Source organism: Duganella guangzhouensis (assembly GCF_009674535.1).
Taxonomy (GTDB): Bacteria; Pseudomonadota; Gammaproteobacteria; order Burkholderiales; family Burkholderiaceae_D; genus Rugamonas; species Rugamonas guangzhouensis.
This window is the reverse complement of sequence record NZ_WKJK01000007.1, coordinates 226,011-248,107: the sequence shown is the minus strand read 5'-3', so window position 1 is coordinate 248,107 and position 22,097 is coordinate 226,011. Positions and strand designations below refer to the sequence as shown.

Sequence of the window (22,097 nt, the reverse complement as noted above, 5' to 3'; positions counted from 1 at the left end):
GAACGGTGGTCAGGCAAAAACGCCATTATCCGATATCTGCCTGCGCCTTACCAAAAAACCTCACCTTGCGTACGGTTAGACGTTCCAGTTCCTCGGCATGCAAGGTCAGCGCCGGCTTCATTAAGTCGCTGTGGCTGATGATGCCGATCAGGCGGCGCGACTGCATGTCGGCCACCACCGGCAGCCGGCCGACGCCGTGCACCGCCAGCCGCGTGGCCAGCGCGCGGCAGGTTTCATCGGCCAGCGCGACGATCGGTACGTTGACGCCAAACAGGTCACCCACGCGCACAGCATCCGGCTTGCTGGCGATGCCGTGGCGGTCCAGCATGCCGACCAATGCGCCCTGACGCAGCACCGGATAGGCGCCGTGGCGCGGGTGGGCGTGGAAGTGAGTACTCATCACGTCGGTGATCAGGGCGTCGGCGTCGATGGTGTCCACCGCCGTGGTCATCACTTCGGCCACGCTGTGGCGCTCCATCGGGTCGATGCCGTATTCGCGGTAGATGTGGTGACCCCGCCGTGCAATCTTTTCGGTCAGGATCGAGCGGTGCATGGTGATGACGGTGAAGCCATACGCCACGGTGGCGGTGGCCAGTACCGGCAGCAGCGCGTTGACGTCGTGCGTCAGCTCGAACGCGAACACCACCGCCATCACCGGCGCGCGCATCATGCCGCCCAGCGTGGCGGCCATGAACACCAGCGGCCACACCGCCGGTTCGCCGCCCGGCAGATAAGGACCGAGCAGCGCGCCCAGGCCGGCGCCCAGCATCAGCAACGGCGCCAGCACGCCGCCCGAGGTGCCCGAGCCCAGTGCCAGCAGCCAGATCACGGCCTTGGCGATCAGCAGGCTGAGGATGGCGGCGGCGGCCATGTGGTTGTTCAGCAGGTCGGCGATGACGTCATAGCCGACGCCCAGCGCGCGCGGCTGGAAGTAGCCGCCGATGCCAACCGCCAGGCCGCCCAGCGCCGGCCACCACATCCAGTGGATCGGCAGTTTGTGGAAGCCGTCTTCGACGCGGTAAAGCGCGGTCGACAAGGCCCAGGCCATGGCGCCGCATAGCACGCCGCCGATCAGGCAGGAGATCAAGGCCGATGGCGGCAGCACGGCGGTGTGCAGCGGGAACAGCGGCCCGCTTTCGATCAGCAGCGGCCGCAGGAAGCCGGCCACGGCGCACGCCACCGCCACCGGCGCCAGGCTGCGCGGGCGCAGTTCAAACAGCAGCAGTTCCACCGCCAGCAGCAGCGCCGCGATCGGCGTGCCGAATACGGCGGTCATGCCAGCGGTGGCGCCGGCCACCAGCAGCGCCTTGCGCTCGGCGCTGGTCAGGTGGAAGTGCTGCGCCACCAGCGAGCCGACCGCGCCACCGGTCATGATGATCGGGCCTTCGGCGCCAAACGGGCCGCCGCTGCCGATGGCGATGCCGGACGCCAGCGGCTTCAGCACCGCGACCTTGGGCGACATGGTGGACTTCTTGAACATGATGGCTTCGATCGCCTCGGGGATGCCGTGGCCGCGGATGGCCTCGGTGCCGTAGCGGGCGATCAGGCCGATGATCAGGCCGCCGATCACCGGCACCACGATCACCCAGGCGCCCAGCGTGTGGGTGGCCGGCGAGGTGAATTGCGTCGACAGGGTCTGGAAGAAGAACAGGTTGGTGAAGAAGCGGATGGCGTGCAGCAGCAGGTCGGCGGTGACGGTGCTGCAGGCGCCGACCACGGCGGCGATGCTGGTGATCAGGATGAGCCGGGGCTGGCCATCGAAGTCGCGGCGATTGTCGTATTTATTCATGGCGGATGTTCGGAATGGTGAAGATGCCTTGCAGTGACAGCAGTTCAATCCGATGCTGTTCGGCCAGCTGGGCAAGGATGGTTTCGCCTTTCGGCAGCAAATGGACTTCGACCCGGCGCCGGTCTTCGACGCTGTGGCGGCGCGCCACCAGTTCCATGGCTTCGCAGCGCGTGATCAACGCGACCACGCCATGGTGTTTGGCTTGCAGGCGTTCGGCCAGTTCGCCCACGGTGGCCCAGTCGCGCTCGGGGTAGCCCTTCAGGTGCAGCAGCAGCAGGTATTGCAGCGGGGTGATGCCTTGCGCTTGCACCACGTCTTCGGAAAAGCGTTCGAAGCGGCGCATCTGGTAACGGAATTCGGACAGGGCGGCGAAGTCGGATTTTTTTAGCTTGGTGGAGGTCATTCGGCAAATATATCACAACGTGATGTATTTGGTCGAAAAAAAAGCCCTGTGTGCTGCGACGCTCAAGATCGTCGCACGGCCACAGGGCTTGGCTTGTGCTTAACCGTGCTTTTTGATGAACTCGGTAATTTTCGGACACACCATCTCGCGCCAGCGGCGGCCGGAGAAGATGCCGTAGTGGCCGGCACCCGGCGCCACGAAGTCTTGCTGCATGTCGGCTGGAATGCCGCTGCACAGGTCGTGTGCGGCCTGGGTCTGGCCGGCGCCGGAGATGTCGTCCAGCTCGCCTTCAACGGTGAACAGCGCGACGGTCGTGATGTCGGCCGGCTTGACCAGCTTGCCGCCCACCAGCCATTCGCCTTTCGGCAGCGCGAAGTCCTGGAACACGGTCTTGATGGTGTCTAGATAGTACTCGGCCGGCATGTCCAGCACGGCGTTGTATTCGTCGTAGAACTTGCGGTGCGATTCAGCGGTTTCCTCGTCGCCTTCCACCAGGTGGTTGTAGAAGTCGCGGTGGCTTTGCGCGTGACGGCCCGGGTTCATGGCGATGAAGCCGGCGTGCTGCAGGAAGCCCGGATAGACCTTGCGGCCAAAGCCCGGATAGTTCGGCGGCACCGCGTAGATCACGGTGTTTTCAAACCACGAGAATTTCTTTTCGGTGGCAAGATTGTTGACCGCGGTCGGCGAGCGGCGCGGATCGATCGGGCCGCCCATCATGGTCATGGTTTTCGGCAGCTTGGGATCGTTTTCAGAAGCCATCAACGAAATCGCCGCCAGCACTGGCACGGTAGGCTGGCAGACCGAAATCACATGCACGTCCGGGCCCAGCTCGCGGATGAATTCCTGCACGTAGAAGATGTAGTCGTCCAGGTGGAACGGGCCGGCCGACAGCGGCACCATGCGCGCGTCGGTCCAGTCGGTGATGAAGACGTCGTGGTCGACCAGCAGGCCGCGCACGGTGTCGCGCAGCAGCGTCGAGTGGTGACCGGACAGCGGCGCCACCAGCAGCACGGTCGGCTGCTTGAGTGCCTTGAACTTCTTGTCGTCCAGGTCTTTCTTGAAATGGATCAGGCGGCAGAACGGTTTGTTGACCGCGACATGCTCGATGATGCCGATTTGCTCGCCCTTGATCTCGGTGCTGTCGATTTCAAATGCCGGTTTTTCGTAATCCTTGCCCAGCCGGTACATCAGTTCGTAACCGGCGGCGATGCGCTGCGAGAACGGCGTGTGCGCCAGCGGCGATACCGGGTTGGTGAACAGTTTGGATGACGCGTCGGCCCACTGCATCAGTGGCGTGAGGAACGAGCGCTGCATTTCATGGAGTTGGTAGAGCATAGGGCGGTCCCGGATGGTGAGCGTGGTGCGATGCATCAATAACTGACATCATATGCCAAATTATCGGCGCTGTGTTCGTAACATAAAGCATATGCTCGTTCTTATGGGCAAGGCTACGTGGAATCCACAGGCAACCTTGTAAGAAAGAATAATACTGTTTAGGGAATAAAAAAAGCAGCCTTTCGGCTGCTTTTGTGTAGGACATTTGCCCGTCATAAGTATTTAATCGAACACTGGCGTCTCGACGCCCAGCACCTTGTGCAGTTTCGGCGAGGTGGTGGTGTACTGCATGTGGATCTTCTTGTCCGGGAAGATGTACGGCGCGGCGCCGAAGGCGGCCAGCGCGGCTTCGTGGAAGCCCGACAGGATCAGCTTTTTCTTGCCTGGGTAGGTGTTGATGTCACCCACGGCGAAGATGCCTGGCACGTTGGTTTCGAACTTCTCGGTGTTCTGCACTTTCAGCTGGCGGCGCTCGATGTCCAGACCCCACTCGGCGATCGGGCCCAGTTTAGGCGACAGGCCGTAGAACACCAGCAGCATGTCCAGCGGCACGCGGCGGGTAACGCCGTCGGCGGCGGTCACTTTCAGGTGTTCCAGCTTGCCGTCGGCCGAGGTTTCGTAGCCGGTGGCGGTGCCGATCAGCAGCTGCATTTCGTAGTCGTCGCACAGCGCTTTCATCTTGGCCACCGAGGCTGGCGCGGCGCGGAATTCGTCGCGGCGGTGCAGCAGAACCACCGATTCAGCTTTGCCGACGAAGTTCAGCGCCCAGTCCAGCGCGGAGTCGCCGCCGCCGCAGATGACCAGGTTTTTGCCTTCGAAGATCGATGGGTCTTTGACCTTGTAGTGCAGTTGCGAGCCTTCGAACACGTCGATGCCGTCCACTTTCAGGGTGCGGGCCTGGAACGAGCCAACGCCGGCGGCGATGAAGATGGTCTTGGTGATGAACTGGGTGCCCAGCGTAGTTTCGACGTCGAAGCGACCGTCGGTGCGACGCTCGACCTTGGTCACTTCCTGACCCAGGTGGAAGGTTGGTTCGAACGGTTCGATCTGCTTCAGCAGGTTGTCGGTCAGTTCCTGGCCGGTGCACGATGGCACGGCCGGGATGTCGTAGATTGGCTTGTCAGGATACAGTTCCACGCACTGGCCACCTACGGCGTTCAGCGAGTCGATCACATGGGCCTTGATTTCCAGCAGGCCGAGTTCGAAGACCTGGAACAAGCCGACCGGGCCGGCGCCGATGATGACGGCATCGGCTTCGATGACGCCCGTAGGGGTGACAGTGGTATTCATTCGTAATTTCCTGTGATTTCAATAATGGTTAGGCAGCGCAATGACTGCGCGGGGCGGATGCGCTCGCGATAGGCGCTGCTATGCTGCCTGGCCGGACAATCGGTCTCAGCGCACCAGCAGGTTCAGCTTTTCCTTGACGTCCTTGAATTGCTCGGCTTCCGGCAACGCAGGGATGGTCTTGGTGATCGAAGGCCATTTGCGCGCCAAATCAACGTTGATCTTGATGAATTGCTGCTGATCGCCTGGGACGTCTTCTTCGGCATAAATCGCGTTGACCGGGCATTCGGCGACGCATACGGCGCAGTCGATGCACTCGTCCGGATCGATGGCGAGGAAGTTCGGGCCTTGGCGGAAACAATCTACCGGGCAAACATCGACACAGTCCGTGTAACGGCAGGCGATGCAAGATTCGGTGACAACGTGGGTCATAACAGTCCTATCAATGTTGGTTTGCAGCGGCGTCGGTGGCGGGGCAGTTGCCTGGCTAACCTCGGCAAAGCACTGTATTTTAAGGTAATTCGCTATTTCTCACAAATTGCGCTTATATACAATACATATAAGCAAATTCATTCAGTCGAGACGATCTGGCGCAAGCCGGCGCCACTGGACTGGCGCGGCGGGGGCGCAACTGGCATCATGGCGCCTTTGTTTATTCAGAGCAGGGGGATCCGCATGGCGGACATCAACATCGTCCAGGAACATCAACTGGCGCCGGAGCAGGCCCGCGCGGCCGCCCAACAAGTGGCCGACAAGCTGGCCGAACAATTCGAATTGGCCTGCCGCTGGGACGGCGACGTGTTGCGTTTCGAGCGCAGCGGCGTCAATGGTTCGCTGACTTTACGGCCGAATCAGGCTCAGGTGCAGATCGCGCTGGGCTTCCCGATCAGCATGATGGCGGGCCAGGTGGAAGCCAAGGTCAGCGAGAAAATGCGGGCGTTGTTTGTCGCATAATTGCGTTGCATAATTTCAACTAAAGTTGTTTTTTGAAAAAATTAATTGCGTTATAGTATTGCATAGGTATAATCGCCGGCTTGGATGTATTTTAATTAACCAACCTGCCACCTGTTGAAGGATACCGTTATGCGTTCCACGCTCGCCATCGCCGCCGTAGTCGCTTCCGCGTTTGCTATTCCCACCGCAGCTTCCGCCACCGCCATCGACCTCAGCACGCTGAACCTGGCGGGCAGCGCCCAGCTGGTCGGCGGCAGCCTGCAGCTGACCCACACCAGCAGCGTTTCGAACGCGTCCGGTGTGTCGGGCGCGGCCTGGCTGACGCAGGGCATCTCCACCGCCAGCTCGTTCAGCACCACGTTTTCGTTTTCGCTGGCCGGCAACGACAGCGGCAGCATGGCGGACGGCATCGCGCTGGCGTTCCAGAACGTCGGCACCAATGTGACCGGCGTCGGCGGCGGCGATGTGGGCTACTGGAATATCGGCGGCTCGGGTTCGAGCGCGGTTGGTTCGGTGATCCGCACCTGGACCAATAACGACTATGGCTTGAGCACCAACGGCGTGGTGCAGGGCTTGAAGGACACCCCGTTCGACCTGGGCGCGGCCAACAAAGTGACGGGTACCGAAACGGTCAGCTACAACGCCACCACCCATGAGCTGACGCTGAGCGGCGTGTTCATCGATGCCAACACCGGCCAGTCCTATAACATCAGCGACAGCAAGACGGTGGACCTCAGCGCCAAGTTTGGCAGCACCATGTATGTCGGCTTCACCGGCGGCACCGCCGGCGCCGACGCCAACCAGAGCATCACCTCGTTCAGCCTGACTTCGGCGGTGCCGGAACCGGCGACGTATGCGATGCTGCTGGCCGGCCTGGGCATGGTCGGCGCCATCAGCCGCCGCCGCAAGAAAGCGGTGTAAGCAAAAAAAAAAGCCCCGCAAGGGGCTTTGTCTTTATTACTTCAGTATTACTTCAGATCTTCGATCAGATCGATGTACAGCTGTTTGGCCTCGTCCGAGGTTTTGCCTTTCAGCTCGGCCCAGGCATCGTATTTGGCGCGGCCGACGAAGTCGGTCATGCCGGGACGGTCGCCGTTAACGTCGCCGCTTGACGCCTGCTTGAACAGCGCGTAGATCTTCAGCAGCGTCATGTTGTCCGGACGTTCCGGCAGATTCTTCGAGTCCGCCTGGGCTTGTTCAAACTGTTCTTGCAAACTCATACCGCGCTCCTTGTGATGTGGTCGATGGATGCGCCATCATAACCGCAGCCACCTCAAAAGCCGCTAGAGGACAGGCTCCAAAACAGAACGGCGGTCATGCCGGGCCTGAGCCTGCATGAACCGCCGTTGCCGGTGCCCTCGCGGGCACTGCTCAAACCGCCTTAAGAATTACTTCTTTTTCGTCGGGTTGACAGCCGATTTCAGCGTGGCGCCAGCCGAGAATTTTGGGGTTTTCGACGCGGCGATTTTGATCGCTTCGCCGGTTGCAGGATTGCGGCCTTTACGTGCAGCGCGCTTGGCTACGGAGAAGGTGCCGAAGCCGGTGATGCCTACCGAGTCGCCTTTTTTCAGACGCTCAGTGATGATGGCGATCAGAGTGTTCACTGCGCCGTTGGCGGCAGCAGCGGACAGCTCGGTGCGTTTCGCAAATTCTGCAATCAGTTCGCCTTTTTTCATTACTACCTCCTTGGTTATTAGAGCGCGCAGATTAGCATAAATATTGTCAAATGTAATGGTTTCTGTGTGAAGCGAGCCTTATATTTGTTGAGCTGCTGCGGCGCGCTGCAAATAAGGCCTTGTATTTAAAGGGCTTACGTCATTTTCATGAAACCGCATGCTGACAAAAAAAGGTTTATGATGAATGCTTAAAGGACCGGGAAACATGAGCTTTTCAGATGAAACACTGATCGCATATGCCGATGGCGAACTGGACGAGGCGACCCGCTTGCAGGTCGACGCGGCCATGCGTCTCGACAGCAGCCTGGCGCGGCGCGTGGCGCGTTTGCGCGCGGCGCGCGATGAAGTGTTTGCTGATCAGCAGAACCCATCCGGTCTGCGCGCTCGCCAGGGGGCCAACGTGGTGCAGTTGGCGGCGGTGCGGGCGCAGCGCCTGGCCACGCAGCAGGCGGCGCGCAAGGCGTCCCGGCGGCGCTGGGGCTGGCTGGAATGGAGCGCGCTGGCGCTGGTGATGGTAGTCGGGCTGGCGGCCGGTAAATTCGGCCTGGCGCGCTGGCAGCCCAACTGGTTCAGCGATAGCACGCCGCCACCGACCGAGGTCAGTAGTCGCAATGGCTGGCTGGTGGCGCAGGGACGGTTGGCTGCCGCCCTTAGCCAGCAATTGGGCGGCGCCGCGCAGACCGAGGGCGATGTCCGGGTCGGGCTGAGTTTCTTGTCCAATGAGGGGAGTTACTGCCGCAGCTTTACGCTGGTGGGAGTGACGCAGGATCTGGTGGGGATTGCTTGTCGCGCCAACGAGGAGTGGCGGATACCAGCGCTGGTACAAAATGCGCGGCCGTTGCCGGCGATGGGAAATTACAGAATGGCCGGTACCGAGATGCCGACCGCGGTGCTGGAAGCGATAGACCAGCGCATTGTCGGCGGCATGCTCGATACCCGAGCAGAACTGGAAGCGCTGCGCAGAAACTGGCAGCGCTAAGCCGGCTTAAACCGCCAGCAGTTCGACGTCGAAGATCAGGGTAGCGTTCGGTGGGATCACGCCGCCGGCGCCGCGCGAGCCGTAGCCCAGATCCGATGGGATGATCAGCTGACGGCTGCCGCCAACCTTCATGCCTTGCACGCCTTCGTCCCAGCCACGGATGACCATGCCGGCGCCCAGGGCGAATTCAAACGGATCGTTACGGTCTTTGCTCGAATCGAATTTCGGGCCTTTGCTGCCGTCGTCGTTTTGCAGCCAGCCGGTGTAGTGCACGGTGACGTTCTGGCCGGCCTTGGCTTCGGCGCCTTCGCCGACGGTCAGTTCGATGTATTGCAGGCCGCTAGGAGTGGTGATGGTGGACATGGTTCTTCCTTTCATTAGAAACAGGCCGGAATTGTAGCAGGGCGGCCGTGAGCGTGAAGTTTTGTCGGCGTTGGCGCTTGCCCGCGCCCGGTTTGCACGTAAAATAAGGTTTTGCTTTTCTTATAGCGATTCCTTCATGCTCCGCAGTTTCCGTCGTATCGTCCTTTCCTGCGTGCTGGCCGCTGTCGGCAGCGCGCAAGCCAATGTGGTGGTGGTCCTCAATTCGCGCGACGCCACCGTGCAACTGCTGGACCAATCGACGTACCAGGACTTGTCCACCATCCCGGTTGGCAAGGAACCGCACCACCTGATGGCGACGCCGGACAACAAGTCGCTGATCGTCGCCAGCTCGGTCGGCAACGAGTTGATCTTCCTCGATCCGAAAACCGGCCAACCGCAGCGCACCGTCAAGAACATCCTCGATCCCTACCAGATCGGCTTTTCGCCGGACCAGAAGTGGTTTGTGTCGAACTCGCTGCGGCTGGACCGCGTCGACCTCTACCAATACGACGGCGCCAACATGACGCTGGCCAAGCGCATCCCGCTGGCCAAGCTGCCTAGCCACATGGCGTTCAACGCCGCCAGCAATATGGTGTTCATCACCCAGCAGGGCAGCGACCAGGTCAGCGCCATCGACCTGAGCACGCAAAGCGTCAAATGGACGCTGCCGGTTGGTAAGCTGCCGGCCGGGATCGCGATGACGCCGGATGACAAATATCTGTTGGTCGGCATCATGGGTGCTGACTATGTCGAGGTGATCGACTGGAAAGCGCAAAAGACCGTCAAGCGCATCAAGACCGGGCAGGGCGCGCACAACTTCCGCTCGGCCGGCGACGGGCGTTATACCTATGTGTCCAACCGTGTTTCCAATTCGATTAACATCATTGATCAGAAGATATTGGAAAACGTCGGCCAGATCAACGTCCCCGGCGGCCCGGACTGCATGGAAGTGACGGCCGACGGCAAGACCATGTGGGTCACGCTGCGCTGGATTAAAAAGGTGGCGGTGATCGATCTGCCGTCGCGCAAAGTCATCAAGATCATTCCGGTCGGGCGCTCGCCGCACGGCGTGTTCTTCTTTAATTCCGCGCAACGCTGATGAGACACGGCGCCGCCCTGATCCTGATGGCGCTGGCGGCCGCACCGGCCGTGCAGGCCGCCTGCAAAGGCACCATCTATCTGACCTTCGATACCGGCAGCCAGTCGCAAGCCGAGCTGATTGCCGACACACTGCAGCGCCACCACATCCAGGCCACTTTTTTCCTGGCCAACGAGAAAACCGTGCGCGGCGATTATTCGCTCGATCCGGCCTGGGCTGCTTACTGGAAGGCGCGCGTGGCCGAGGGCCATGCGATCGGCACCCACAGCTGGGACCACGCGGTGTTCGTGCGCGATGGCGCCGATGGTCAACTGGTGTTCAAGCCCGGCTTCGGTCCGCAGGCCGGCAAACTGGTCAGCTGGACCCCGCAGCAATACTGCGAGCAGCTAAAGCGCGTCGACCAACGCTTCAGTGAGCTGACCGGCAAGCATCTGGACCCGCTGTGGCGCGCGCCGGCCGGGCGCACCTCGCCACGGCTGCTGGCGGCCGGTCAGGCTTGTGGCTATGCGCATGTGGGCTGGTCGCCGGCCGGCTTCTCGGGCGATGAGCTGTCGAGCGAAAAGTATCCGAATCCGGTACTTCTGCAAAAATCGTTGCGCGAGCTGCGCGGCGGCGATATCGTGCTGATCCACATGGGCATCTGGTCGCGCAAGGATGCCTGGGCGCCCGCCAATCTTGAACCGCTGATTAGCGGACTGGAGCAGAAAGGCATGTGCTTTGCCACGCTGCGCGAACATCCGGATTACAAAAAATGATAGACACCTTGTCCGACTGGTTGGGCCTGGCTCAGGGCTGGTTGTTTGAAACCGCGATCCAGCCGCTGGTATTTCAGCTTGGCCTGGGCGCATATGTCGAGGATGCCTTCGAGGGCACCGAATGGCTGTTGATCGGCCTGCTGGAACTGGTGCTGCTGTTCCTGGTGTTGCGGCCGCTGGAAGCGCTGATCCCGGCGCAGCGCATCACCGATCCGCAGGCCCGCTGGAACGATTTCATCTACACCTTGTTGCATCGTATCGGCGTGTTTTCGGTGCTGATCTTCTTCACGCTGAACCCGCTGCTGGACAGCCTGGCCGCCGCGCTGCGCTTTGACGGCTTCCACCCATTTAATCTGGAAGCGCTGTGGCCAGGGATCAGTCCGCTGGGCGCGTTCTTCGTCTATTTCGTGGTGCTGGATTTCTGCGATTACTGGTATCACCGGGCCTCGCACCACTTCAACTGGTGGTGGGGGCTGCACAGCCTGCACCACAGCCAGCAGAACATGAACCTGTGGAGCGACGACCGCAACCATCTGCTGGACGACCTGCTGCGTGATATCTATATGGGGGTGATCGCGCTCGGCATTGGCGTCGAGCCGGCGCAGTATGTGCTGCTGGTGTCGGTATCGCGCATTCTGCAAAGCCTGCAGCACGCCAACGTGCGGCTGCATTTCGGCTGGCTGGGCGAGCGCCTGCTGGTGTCGCCGCGCTATCACCGCATGCACCATGCGATCGGCGTCGGCCACGAAGGCCGCGATGGCAAGCTGGGCGGTTGCAATTTCGCGGTGCTGCTGCCGGTGTGGGACATGGTGTTCCGCACCGCGAACTTCACGCCGCAATTCGTCGCCACCGGCATCCGCGACCAGCTGTCGGGCCGCGATTATGGCCGTGGCTTCTGGTCGCAGCATTGGTTGGGACTGAAACGCATGATTGAATATGCACGCAAGGAGATAGTCTGATGGGTGGTGTGTTGCGCGCCTGGGGCCGCGCTTTTCTGTCGCAGTGGCACGGCAAGATGCTGTTGATGAGTCTGGCGCCGTTCCTGCTGGCGCTGGGTGTCTGGGCCGCCGGCCTGTATTTCTTCCTGCAGCCGCTGATTGATTTCGTGCAGGCGCAGTTCGTCGCCTACGACGGTTTCAGCTACAGCAGCAGCTGGCTGGCGTCGCTCGGGCTTGGCACCTTGAAAACAGTTGTTGTGCCCCTGATAGCAATGCTGGCCTTGCTGCCGCTGATGATACTGACCGCGCTGATCTTCATCGGCGTGGTGGCGATGCCGCTGATCGGCCGTCACGTCGGCCTGCGCCACTTCCCGCAGCTGGAGCAGCGCAAGGGTGGTTCCATCCTCGGCAGCGTCGGCGTGGCGCTGGGCGGCATGCTGGTCTTCATCTTGCTGTGGGTGCTGACCCTGCCGCTGTATGCCTTCCCGCCGCTGGCGGTGCTGGTGCAGGCGTTGCTGTGGGGCTGGCTGACCATGCGCGTAATGGTGTACGACACGCTGGCCGATTACGCCGATGCCGACGAGCGCCGCGCCATCCTCAAGCAGCATCGCCTGCCGCTGCTGGTGATCGGCGTGGTGTCCGGCGCCGCCGGTGCGCTGCCGGGCGTGATCTGGCTGGGCGGGGTGATGGCGGTGGTGCTGTTCCCGCTGCTGGCGGCGGTATCGATCTGGCTGTACGTACTGATATTTATCTTCACCGGGCTGTGGTTCGCGTACTATTGCCTGGATGCGCTGGCGCGGTTGCGCGCGCAAACAGTGCTTGAATAAGGAGTAGGCTATGGCAATCGGACTCATCATTATTGGCGACGAAATTCTATCCGGGCGGCGGGTCGACCAGCATTTTCCGAAAGTGCTGCAAATGCTGACCGCGCGCGGGCTCAAGCTGGGCTGGGCCGAGATTCTGCCGGATGATCCGGCGCGCATCACCGCCACGCTGAAGCGCACCTTCGCCAGTGATGACATCGTGTTTTGCTGCGGCGGCATCGGCGCCACGCCGGACGACCACACCCGCCAGGCCGCGGCCGACGCGCTGGGCCTGCCGCTGGCGCTGCACGAGCAGGGCAAGCGCAACATCCAGCAGCGCATCCTGCAGATGGCGCAGGAGGCCGGCCAGCAGGCCGATCTGAATTCAGCCGAGAATCTGCACCGCCTCAAAATGGCAGAGTTCGCCGAGGGCGCGGCGCTGATCCCTAATCCGTATAACAACATCGCCGGCTTCGCGCTGCGCCAGCATTACTTCGTGCCGGGCTTCCCGGTGATGGCGTGGCCGATGATCGAATGGGTGCTGGACCACCACTACGCCGACCTGTTCAACCGCGAGCCGCATCTGGAGCAGTCGGTGCTGGTATACGAGACCGCCGAATCGGCGCTGACGCCGCTGATGGTGGCGATCGAGCAGCAATTCCCGCGCGTCAAAGTGTTCAGCCTGCCCAGCGTGGGCGATGCGCAGACGCGCCGCCATATCGAGCTGGGCGTCAAAGGCGAGCCGGTCCAAACCGCCACTGCTTTCATTCAATTGTGCGACGAGTTGCGCAGACTCAATGTAGAGTTCAGCAACACCTAATCCGTCTTGATCACGGCGGGCAGAAGCGGCGTTCCCCCATCCGGGAGAACGCCGTTGTTTTTTTGCGAAAAAAGAAGCGCGCAGTAAATTTATTGTGCGTCCGCTCCGGTTGGCGGCACGCTGATGTGGTGCAATGGAAGCTAGTAAGTTTGATTGAACATCGACCGGTTTGAATCATATGTTAAGCAATCGTCGTTTCCGCCGGCCCCGTATCGTTGTCCGCGCAGTGCGCAAATTGCGTGCAGGCGCGGCAGCATTTGGTTATCGCCGCAAACGCCACCTGCGGGTGGTGCCTCCTCCTACTCCCGAACAAACTGAAGCCCATCTGGCGCAGGCGCAAATGGATCCGCCGCTACCGCCTGACGCGGGCGCGCCCAGAAAGAGCAAGCGCTCGCGCAATGCCTTGTTGCTGGTGCTGTTGGTCGGCGTCTCGTTTGCGATCTGGTGGGGCTATCAGGAAACCCGCAGCTCAGCCATGCAGGCGCGCGTGTTCAGCGATCTCGCCAGCAAGATGACCTACAAGATGGGCAACGGGCCGAGCAAGTCGATCCGCTTCCCGCACGACAGCCCGTATGACGAGCGGCTGGGCTATGCCGGTCTGCCGGATTACATCGGCAAGCTGAGCCAGCGCGACTACCAGGTGGCGGCGCAGGTGCGCATCTCGCCCAAGATGGCGGAACTGGTCGACATGGGCGTGTTCGCCACCTACCACGAGAAGACCAAGACCGGCCTGACGATCTACGATTGCCGCGCGCAGGAATTGTTTGCCGCCAGCTATCCGGAACGCATCTACAACAAGTTCGAGGCGGCGCCGCCGGTGCTGGTCAGCAGCCTGCTGTTCATTGAAAACCGCGAGCTGCTGGACAACACCTATCCGAAGCGCAATCCGGCGGTGGAATGGGACCGTCTGGGCAAGGCGGTGCTGGAAAAGACTGCCAGCGCGGTGGCCGGCGGTCATCGCGCGGCTGGCGGCAGCACGCTGGCGACGCAGATCGAAAAGTATCGCCACTCGCCGGAAGGCCGCACCGGCTCGATGAAGGACAAGCTGCAGCAGATGGTGTCGGCCAGCCTGCGCTCCTATCAGGACGGCACCGACACTTCCAAGGCGCGGCGCCGCATCGTCATCGATTACCTGAACACGGTGCCGCTGTCGGCCAAGCCCGGCTATGGCGAAGTGAACGGCATCGGCGATGGCATGTGGGTGTGGTATGGCCGCCCATTTGACGAGGTCAACCGTCGTCTCAACGGCAAGCTGGACAATCCGGACGCGCAAACCGCGCTGGTCTACAAGGAAGCGCTGAGCCTGATGATCGCGCAACGCCGTCCCAGCTACTACCTGGGCGATGGCGCGGCGGATCTGGATGTGCTGGCCAACAGCCACCTGCGGATTCTGGCCACCGATGGCGCCATCACGCCGGCGATGCGCGACATGGCGCTGAAACAGACGCTGCATCCAGCGGCCGGCAACGGCCTGCAATTGGCGCCGCCGCAGACCTTCGTCAGCCGCAAGGCGTCGAACGCGATCCGCAACCATCTGGCCAATCTGCTGGGCGACAACCGCATGTACAACCTGGACCGGCTGGACCTGACCGTGGTCAGCACGCTGGACGCGCAGGCGCAGACCGCCGTCACGCAAGTGCTGCGCGATTTGCGCGACCCGGAAAAGGCCAAGGCCGCCGGCCTGACCGGCAAGGGCATGCTGGGCAATGGTGATCCGGCCAATGTGGTGTACAGCTTCACCTTGCTGGAGAAGGGCGAGCAGAACAATCTGCTGCGGCTGCAGACCGACAACTTCGACCAGCCGCTGGACATCAACGAAGGCGCCAAGCTGGACCTGGGCTCGACCGCCAAGCTGCGCACGCTGATCAGCTATCTGGACATCATGGACCAGATGCACAAGAAATACGCCGGCATGGACAACGCCGCGCTGTCGCAGGTGCGGGTCGATCCGCAGGACAAACTGACGCAGTGGGCGCTGGAGTACTTCAAGGGGCTGCCGCTGGACAAGCGCGAACTGACGCCGATGCTGAACGCGGCCATGGAGCGCAAGTATTCCGGCAATCCGGGCGAGGGCTTCTTCACCGGCGGCGGGCTGCACCACTTCGGCAACTTCTCGAAGGAAGACAACTTCAAGATCCTGACCGTGACCGAAGCGCTGCGCCATTCGACCAACCTGGTGTTCGTGCGGCTGATGCGCGACGTCGCCAAGTACTATATGTTCTCGAATCCGGGCTCGTCGGCTTCGCTGCTGTCGGATGCCGACGATCCGCGCCGCGCGGTGTATCTGGCGCGCTTCGCGGACAAGGAAGGCAAGGAATTCCTGGCGCGCTTCTATGCCAAGTACAAGGGCAAGCAACCGGGCGAGCTGGACGACATCCTGCTGGCCAACATCCGCAGTACGCCGGTGCGGCTGGCGGTGATTTACCGCACCGTGTATCCGGAGGCGACGGCGGAACAGTTTGCCGCCTTCCTCAAGCAGCATCTGCCATCGCAGAACGAGGTGCCGGAAGACCGCGTGGCCAAGCTGTATGAACAGTACGCGATCGACAACTGGTCGCTGGCCGATCGCGGCTATCTGGCCAGCGTGCATCCGCTGGAACTGTGGATGGCGGCTTATCTGCGCCAGCATCCGGGCGCCACCTTGAGCCAGATGACGGCGGCCAGCGAGAAGGAGCGTCAGGACGTCTACCAGTGGCTGTTCAAAACCCATCGCAAGCATGCGCAGGACAAACGTATCGCCGGCCTGATCGAGGTGGAAGGCTTCATGGAAATCCACAAACAGTGGAAGAAGATGGGCTATCCGTTCGAATCGCTGGTGCCGTCGTATGCCACCACGCTGGGCGCCTCGGCCGACCGGCCGGCGGCGCTGGCCGAGATGATGGGGATTATCGTCAACGGCGGCGTGCGCAAGAGCTCGCAGCGCGTGACCTCGCTGCACTTCGCCAAGGGAACGCCGTATGAAACCGTGGTGACCAAGGCGCCGCCGACCAGCAACGAGCAGGTGATCGCGCCGGAAGTGGCGCGGGTGGTGGCCGACGCGATTCGCGGCGTGGTGTCGGACGGTACCGCCAAGCGCGCCAAGGCGGCGTTTGTGGCGGCCGATGGCACGGTGATTCCGGTTGGTGGCAAGACCGGTACCGGCGACCAGCGCTTCGACGTGTATGCGGCCGGCGGCCGGCTGATTGAGTCGCGTTACGTCAACCGTTCGGCCACGTTTGTGTTCAACATCGGCGAGCGCTTCTTTGGTTCGATGACGGCTTATGTGCATGGGCCGGAATCGAAGAACTACGACTTCACCAGCGCGCTGCCGGTGCAATTGCTGGTGGTGCTGGCCCCGACGCTGATGCCGCTGATCGAGCCGCATCCGGTGGCCAAGCCAGGCGCCGTGCCGCCGGCGGTGGTGCTGCGGACTGGTGGACAGCCGGGCAACATGGCCGCTGCGCCGACTGCGCCGACTGCGCCACTGCGCGCTTGCGGCGGCTAACCGTCGTCGTCCCCGCCGGCGCGGGGACGACGGTTCCGCTTGCATAGTTGCTGATTTCTTGGCAATGTGTGTGCCCATGAAACCTATGCGCCATCACATGACCAAGATCCTCAAATTCACCCAGTTCTCGATCCGGGATCTGCTGGTTGCCGCCGCGCCCACCGTGCTGACCATCATCGGGGTTTGTTTGCTGGCCTATTGGGTGGTCGACCCGGCGCCGCCGCGCACCGTGCGGCTGGGCACCGGCCAGGAAAACTCGGCCTATGAAGACTTCGGCAAAAAATACGCTGCCGCGCTGTCCAAGCACGGCGTCAAGGTTTCGCTGGTGCCATCGGCCGGCTCCAGCGAAAACCTGCGCAACCTGAAGGAAGGCAAGGTCGACATCGCCTTCGTGCAGAGCGGCTCCACCAACGAAGAGGCGGCCGAGCGCGAAGGACTGTCGTCGCTGGGCAGCCTGTTTGTCGAACCGTTGTGGCTGTTCCTGCGCGAAGAGAAGGGCAAACCGCCGATCACCCAACTGACCCAGCTGCGCGGCAAGAAAATCAACTACGGCCCGAAAGGCTCGGGCTCGCCACGGCTGCTGCGTCAGATCCTGGAATTGAACGGCGTCGAAAAGGATGACGTGCAGCGTTTCGGCCTGGCCAACACGCCGGCCACGGTGGAGCTGCTGGAAGGTCGTATCGACGGCCTGGTGTTCACCTCGGCGCCGGAAGCGCCGCTGATCCAGATGCTGCTGCAAACGCCAGGCATCAAACTGTTCGACTTCAGCCAGGCCGAAGCCTATGCGCGCAAGCTGCCGTTCCTGACCCATGTCACGCTGCCGCAGGGCATCGTCGACCTGGGGCGCAACATCCCGGCCGAAGACTACAGCCTGATCGCGCCGACCGCCACCCTGGTCAGCCGCGAAGACCTGCATCCGGCGCTGGTGGACTTGTTCGTGCAGGCGGCGGCCGGCATTCATGGCGGCGCCGGCTGGTTCCAGCAGCAGGGCCAGTTCCCGTCGGCCAAATATTCTGAAATCCCGGTCGATGCCGAAGCGGCCAAGTTCTACAAGAGCGGCCCGCCATTCCTGCAGCGCTACATGACCTTCTGGCTGGCCAACTTCTTCGACCGCATGTGGGTGCTGGTGGTGGCGCTGGGCGCGCTAATCCTGCCGCTGTCGAAAGTGGTGCCGCCGATCTACGTGTGGCGCATCCGCTCGCGCGTCTACAAATGGTATGGCCAGCTGCGCCTGGTGGAGCAGAAAGTGGAAGACGCGCCAGCGGACACGCGCATGCAAGTGTATGAAGAACAGCTCAAGCGGCTGACCGAGATTGAAGAGCTGGTCAACCAGGTCTCGATCCCGCTATCGTTTGCGGACGGCTTGTACGGCTTGCGCAGCCACATACAATTCGTGCGCAAGCGCATCCTGTTCCTGATGGACGAAGCCGCGCCGGCCAGCGAGGCGGTGCCGGTTTAGGCGCCTAGCCAGGGCAGGCCGTCGTGGCACCAGCCGTTGAGGTTTTTGCGGTGGCCGTGCTCGTCCTTCTCGCCTTCGAAACCGCCCAGGATGTCGAAGCAGTGCTGGTAGCCGTGTTCGGACGCCAGCGTGGCTGCACCACGCGAGCGCACGCCGCTGCGGCACAGGAACAGCAACACCTGGTCTTTGCGCGCCACCGAGTTCAATTGTTCGATAAACGCGTGGTTGGCGACGCCGCCCGGATAGGTGCTCCATTGCACCGCACCATGTTGGGCGTCCGGAATGGCCACCCGGCCCACCCAGTCGCGCTCGGCGTTGGTGCGCACGTCGATGATCTTGACGGCGTTTTCCAGGCCGATTAATTCATACGCTTCCTGCGGCGTCACCGCGCCTTCATAGGCCCAATCACGGCTGCGGCTGCGGGCCTGGGCGAGGATCTCATCTATTTTGCTCATAGGGTGTTCCGGTTGTAAGTTTAAGTTTATTATATGGCGTCCGCGCAAGCCCGCGACCCGGATGCACCAAAACCATGCGCTTTTCAAAAAATATCCTAAAACGCACTCATAAGGTGCAAAATGTGAGAAACGCACTAAAGCGGTGCGAGCTTGATCTGCTGTAAATTTGGGCACTTAGACTCGCTGGTGCATTTTAGATTCATTTTGCCTGCGAGTTCAAAGACGCTACCAACATATCGATATACGTTTAGGGCTGGCACGGATACTGCTTATTGACCTCTCACGAGTTCCACATATTCCCTTTAGGAGATACGCATGGCAATTACGGCCGCAGAAGTTTTGAAAATGGTCCAGGAAAACGAAGTCAAATTCGTTGATTTCCGCTTCGCAGATACCCGTGGTAAAGAACAGCACGTCACCGTGCCTGTGTCGGCTTTCGACATCGACAAGTTTGAATCGGGTCACGCGTTCGACGGTTCCTCGATCGCCGGCTGGAAAGGTATTGAAGCATCGGACATGATTCTGCTGCCGGATCCAAACACCGCGCGCATCGACCCATTCATGGAAGAGACCACGCTGTTCATGCAGTGCGACGTGATCGAGCCAGCTGACGGCAAGGGCTACGACCGCGACCCACGCTCCATCGCCAAGCGCGCTGAAGCCTACCTGAAAGCCTCGGGCATCGGCGATACCGCCTACTTCGGCCCAGAGCCAGAATTCTTCATCTTCGACAGCGTGCGCTGGAAGATCGACATGTCCGGTTGCTTCGTTAAAGTGGATTCGGACGAAGCTTCGTGGTCGACCGACAAGGAAATCGAAGGCGGCAACAGCGGCCATCGTCCAACCGTCAAGGGCGGCTACTTCCCAGTGCCTCCAGTGGACAGCTTCCAGGACATGCGTTCGGAAATGTGCCTGATCCTGGAATCGCTGGGCATCCCGGTTGAAGTGCACCACCACGAAGTGGCTGGCGCCGGCCAAAACGAAATCGGCACCAAGTTCTCGACCCTGGTTGAGCGCGCCGACTGGACCCAGAACCTGAAATACGTGGTGTGGAACGTGGCGCACAGCTACGGCAAAACCGCTACCTTCATGCCGAAACCTATCGTTGGCGACAACGGTTCGGGCATGCACGTGCACCAGTCGATCTGGAAAGACGGCAAAAACCTGTTCGCTGGCGATGGCTATGCCGGCCTGTCGGAAGAAGCGCTGTTCTACATCGGCGGCATCATCAAGCACGCTAAAGCACTGAACGCGATCACCAACCCAGGCACCAACTCGTACAAGCGTCTGGTGCCAGGCTACGAAGCTCCAGTGAAACTGGCGTACTCGGCGAAAAACCGTTCGGCTTCGATCCGTATTCCGCACGTCGCCAATCCAAAAGGCCGTCGTATCGAAACCCGTTTCCCAGATCCACTGGCCAACGTCTACCTGTGCTTCTCGGCGCTGCTGATGGCTGGTCTGGACGGTATCCAGAACAAGATTCACCCAGGCGAAGCTGCGTCGAAAGACCTGTACCACCTGCCGCCAGAAGAAGATGCACTGATCCCAACCGTCTGCGCATCGCTGGAAGAAGCACTGGACAACCTGAACAAAGACCGCGAGTTCCTGACCCGTGGCGGCGTGTTCAGCGATTCGATGATCGATGCTTACATCGAACTGAAAATGCAAGACGTACAGCGCATGCGCATGACCACTCACCCAGCTGAGTTCGACATGTACTACTCGCTGTAATCACTGCGCGCCGGCCGGTCCGGCGCCATGATGAAGTCAAGAACGCGGGGCAGGCTGTGCTTTCCCCGCGTTTTTATTTGGATGCTGTATATTCGGGATGGATAGTTTCCCACCCACGGATTACGAATGACAACGAGTTTGAAACTGAGTGTGTTGCTGGCGCTGGCAGTCACCGGCGCGGCGCACGGGCAGGGCGTGATTTACAAATGCCAGCCGCCTGGCGGCAGTGTGGAGTTCACGGATATTAACCGTGGCAGTTATTGCAAGCCGATGGATTTGCCGGGCATGACGGTGCCGGCGCCGCCGCGCCGCACGGCGCCATCGCCCCGCAATGCCCAGCCGGTGGCGACGCCGGGCGAGTTCCCGCGCGTCGACAGCGCCGAGCAAAAGGCGCGCGACAACGACCGCCGCGCCATACTTGAAGAAGAGTTGAAGAACGAGCAGCAGAAGCTGACCGAGCTGCGCCGCGAATACAACAACGGCGAGCCGGAACGACGCGGCGACGAACGCAACTACGCCAAATACCAGGAACGGGTGGCGACGCTGCGCGACAGCATCAGCCGCTCGGAAAAGAATATCGATGCCTTGAAACGTGAGATCGCAAATATCCGATGACGAGTTTACTATGAGCCTGGTGAGTAATATCGCGGCCCGCGCGGCGGCCGCCATCAACCGTCCGCCGGCACTGGCCGGCCTGGAACTGCTGGCTTCGGCCGTGGTGCTGTTGGATGCGCAAGGCCACATCGCCTACGCCAACGCGGCGGCCGAAAACCTGCTGGAAAACTCGCTGAAGGCGCTGTCGCGCCAGACGCTGAGCGCGCAATTCCTCAATCCCGAAGAGCTGGACCACATCTGCACGCAGGCGCGCGCCCACAAGTTTTCCAACCTGCGTCAGGATCTGACGCTGGAACGCGCCGGCCGCGAGCCGCTGCATGTGCACAGCATTGTGTCGGCGCTGGACGAGCCGGCCGGCCATGTGCTGATCGAGTTGCGCGAGCATCTGCAGCATCTGAAGCTGGACCGCGAGGAACGCATCCTCGACCAGAGTCAGGTCAACAAGGAGCTGATCCGCAACCTGGCGCACGAGATCAAGAATCCGCTGGGTGGCATCCGTGGCGCCGCGCAGTTGCTGGAGATGGAGCTGCCGGGCGCGCACGCGGTGCAGCTGCGCGAATACACCCAGGTCATTATCAAGGAAGCCGACCGCCTGCAAACGCTGGTCGATCGCCTGCTGGCGCCGCATCGCCGGCCGCACATCGTGGGCGACGTCAACATCCACGAAGTGCTGGAGCGGGTGCGTAGCCTGATGCTGGCCGAGTTCCCGTCCGGCCTGACCATCTTGCGCGATTACGATGCCTCGATTCCCGAGTTCCGCGGCGACAAAGAGCAGCTGATTCAGACCGTGCTGAATATCGCGCACAACGCGGCGCAAGCGCTGTCGGCGCAGATCGATGCCGGCGATGCGCAAATCGTTTTCAAGACGCGGGTGGCGCGTCAGGTCACGCTGGCCAAGGTTCGCTACGGGCTGGCATTAGACTTGCATATCATTGACAATGGACCGGGTATCGCACCGCAAATCCGTGACCGCATCTTCTACCCACTGGTCTCAGGCAGGGAGGGCGGCAGCGGACTGGGCTTGACGCTGGCACAGACCTTCGTGCAACAGCACATGGGCGTGATCGAGTGCGAAAGCCGGCCTGGATTTACGGACTTCCGTATCTTGCTGCCGCTGCCATAAGCCGTGGTTGGCCAAGCCGGACCGTGTCC

The 22,097-nt window shown here is 61.4% G+C and carries 22 protein-coding genes; 13 read left to right on the top strand and 9 right to left on the bottom strand.

The window, feature by feature from the left end:
* Positions 1–25 precede the first annotated feature (25 nt).
* The 5 genes from GJ699_RS15490 to fdxA all read right to left on the bottom strand — a co-directional run bounded on the left by GJ699_RS15490 (position 26) and on the right by fdxA (position 5,246).
* Positions 26–1,789: a chloride channel protein gene (locus GJ699_RS15490; RefSeq protein ID WP_154377738.1), complete on the bottom strand. Its 1,764-nt coding sequence runs from the start codon at positions 1,787–1,789 to the stop codon at positions 26–28.
* Positions 1,782–2,192 carry a MarR family transcriptional regulator gene (locus GJ699_RS15485; RefSeq protein ID WP_154377736.1) on the bottom strand — a complete coding sequence of 137 codons (411 nt, stop codon included), beginning with the start codon at positions 2,190–2,192 and terminating at the stop codon, positions 1,782–1,784. Before GJ699_RS15485 ends, GJ699_RS15490 begins: the two co-directional genes overlap by 8 nt.
* Before the next feature lie 99 nt (positions 2,193–2,291).
* On the bottom strand, positions 2,292–3,527 hold the full coding sequence (locus GJ699_RS15480) for a polyhydroxyalkanoate depolymerase (protein ID WP_154377734.1): 1,236 nt from the start codon (positions 3,525–3,527) through the stop codon (positions 2,292–2,294).
* A 222-nt stretch (positions 3,528–3,749) separates the two neighbouring features.
* Positions 3,750–4,817, bottom strand: a complete 1,068-nt coding sequence (locus GJ699_RS15475) for an NAD(P)/FAD-dependent oxidoreductase (protein ID WP_154377732.1) — start codon at positions 4,815–4,817, stop codon at positions 3,750–3,752.
* 105 nt (positions 4,818–4,922) lie between these two features.
* The gene (gene fdxA / locus GJ699_RS15470; protein ID WP_154377730.1) at positions 4,923–5,246 is read right to left on the bottom strand and encodes a ferredoxin FdxA; all 324 of its coding nucleotides are present in this window, start codon (positions 5,244–5,246) and stop codon (positions 4,923–4,925) included.
* Positions 5,247–5,489: 243 nt separating this feature from the next.
* On the opposite strand from fdxA, the gene GJ699_RS15465 reads away from it, so the two are divergent.
* Complete coding sequence (locus GJ699_RS15465) at positions 5,490–5,768, top strand: polyhydroxyalkanoic acid system family protein (protein ID WP_154377728.1); 279 nt, start codon at positions 5,490–5,492, stop codon at positions 5,766–5,768.
* A gap of 129 nt (positions 5,769–5,897) precedes the next feature.
* Positions 5,898–6,689 (top strand): PEPxxWA-CTERM sorting domain-containing protein, encoded by a 792-nt coding sequence (locus GJ699_RS15460; RefSeq protein ID WP_154377726.1) that lies wholly within the window; start codon positions 5,898–5,900, stop codon positions 6,687–6,689.
* A 47-nt stretch (positions 6,690–6,736) separates the two neighbouring features.
* Here the strand turns inward: GJ699_RS15460 and GJ699_RS15455 are convergent, their stop codons facing one another.
* Complete coding sequence (locus tag GJ699_RS15455; RefSeq protein ID WP_154377724.1) at positions 6,737–6,988, bottom strand: acyl-CoA-binding protein; 252 nt, start codon at positions 6,986–6,988, stop codon at positions 6,737–6,739.
* A 168-nt stretch (positions 6,989–7,156) separates the two neighbouring features.
* On the bottom strand, positions 7,157–7,462 hold the full coding sequence (locus tag GJ699_RS15450; protein ID WP_343730338.1) for an HU family DNA-binding protein: 306 nt from the start codon (positions 7,460–7,462) through the stop codon (positions 7,157–7,159).
* A gap of 187 nt (positions 7,463–7,649) precedes the next feature.
* Here GJ699_RS15450 and GJ699_RS15445 point away from each other — a divergent pair, with 187 nt between their 5' ends.
* Complete coding sequence (locus tag GJ699_RS15445; RefSeq protein ID WP_154377722.1) at positions 7,650–8,423, top strand: hypothetical protein; 774 nt, start codon at positions 7,650–7,652, stop codon at positions 8,421–8,423.
* Between the two features lie 6 nt (positions 8,424–8,429).
* Here GJ699_RS15445 and GJ699_RS15440 read toward each other — a convergent pair whose 3' ends face one another.
* Positions 8,430–8,786: an FKBP-type peptidyl-prolyl cis-trans isomerase gene (locus tag GJ699_RS15440; protein ID WP_154377720.1), complete on the bottom strand. Its 357-nt coding sequence runs from the start codon at positions 8,784–8,786 to the stop codon at positions 8,430–8,432.
* 136 nt (positions 8,787–8,922) lie between these two features.
* On the opposite strand from GJ699_RS15440, the gene GJ699_RS15435 reads away from it, so the two are divergent.
* From GJ699_RS15435 to GJ699_RS15405, 7 genes are all read left to right on the top strand, one after another.
* Positions 8,923–9,885: a YVTN family beta-propeller repeat protein gene (locus GJ699_RS15435; RefSeq protein WP_154377718.1), complete on the top strand. Its 963-nt coding sequence runs from the start codon at positions 8,923–8,925 to the stop codon at positions 9,883–9,885.
* Positions 9,885–10,640, top strand: coding sequence for a polysaccharide deacetylase family protein (locus GJ699_RS15430; protein WP_154377716.1), 756 nt, complete (start codon positions 9,885–9,887; stop codon positions 10,638–10,640). Before GJ699_RS15435 ends, GJ699_RS15430 begins: the two co-directional genes overlap by 1 nt.
* Positions 10,637–11,599 carry a sterol desaturase family protein gene (locus tag GJ699_RS15425; protein ID WP_154377714.1) on the top strand — a complete coding sequence of 321 codons (963 nt, stop codon included), beginning with the start codon at positions 10,637–10,639 and terminating at the stop codon, positions 11,597–11,599. Before GJ699_RS15430 ends, GJ699_RS15425 begins: the two co-directional genes overlap by 4 nt.
* The gene (locus GJ699_RS15420; RefSeq protein ID WP_154377712.1) at positions 11,599–12,405 is read left to right on the top strand and encodes an EI24 domain-containing protein; all 807 of its coding nucleotides are present in this window, start codon (positions 11,599–11,601) and stop codon (positions 12,403–12,405) included. Before GJ699_RS15425 ends, GJ699_RS15420 begins: the two co-directional genes overlap by 1 nt.
* A gap of 10 nt (positions 12,406–12,415) precedes the next feature.
* A complete protein-coding gene (locus GJ699_RS15415) occupies positions 12,416–13,201 on the top strand; it encodes a competence/damage-inducible protein A (RefSeq protein ID WP_154377710.1) in 786 nt (261 codons plus the stop codon).
* Positions 13,202–13,541: 340 nt separating this feature from the next.
* On the top strand, positions 13,542–16,685 hold the full coding sequence (locus tag GJ699_RS15410) for a transglycosylase domain-containing protein (protein ID WP_154377708.1): 3,144 nt from the start codon (positions 13,542–13,544) through the stop codon (positions 16,683–16,685).
* A gap of 97 nt (positions 16,686–16,782) precedes the next feature.
* Positions 16,783–18,144: a TAXI family TRAP transporter solute-binding subunit gene (locus tag GJ699_RS15405; RefSeq protein WP_154377706.1), complete on the top strand. Its 1,362-nt coding sequence runs from the start codon at positions 16,783–16,785 to the stop codon at positions 18,142–18,144.
* Here GJ699_RS15405 and GJ699_RS15400 read toward each other — a convergent pair.
* The gene (locus tag GJ699_RS15400; protein ID WP_154377704.1) at positions 18,141–18,599 is read right to left on the bottom strand and encodes a rhodanese-like domain-containing protein; all 459 of its coding nucleotides are present in this window, start codon (positions 18,597–18,599) and stop codon (positions 18,141–18,143) included. The two genes, GJ699_RS15405 and GJ699_RS15400, sit on opposite strands and share 4 nt — an antisense overlap.
* A gap of 315 nt (positions 18,600–18,914) precedes the next feature.
* On the opposite strand from GJ699_RS15400, the gene glnA reads away from it, so the two are divergent.
* The 3 genes from glnA to glnL all read left to right on the top strand — a co-directional run bounded on the left by glnA (position 18,915) and on the right by glnL (position 22,068).
* Positions 18,915–20,330, top strand: coding sequence for a type I glutamate--ammonia ligase (glnA, locus tag GJ699_RS15395; protein WP_154377702.1), 1,416 nt, complete (start codon positions 18,915–18,917; stop codon positions 20,328–20,330).
* A gap of 126 nt (positions 20,331–20,456) precedes the next feature.
* A complete protein-coding gene (locus GJ699_RS15390) occupies positions 20,457–20,945 on the top strand; it encodes a DUF4124 domain-containing protein (RefSeq protein WP_154377700.1) in 489 nt (162 codons plus the stop codon).
* 10 nt (positions 20,946–20,955) lie between these two features.
* Complete coding sequence (glnL, locus tag GJ699_RS15385; RefSeq protein ID WP_154377698.1) at positions 20,956–22,068, top strand: nitrogen regulation protein NR(II); 1,113 nt, start codon at positions 20,956–20,958, stop codon at positions 22,066–22,068.
* Positions 22,069–22,097 lie beyond the last annotated feature (29 nt).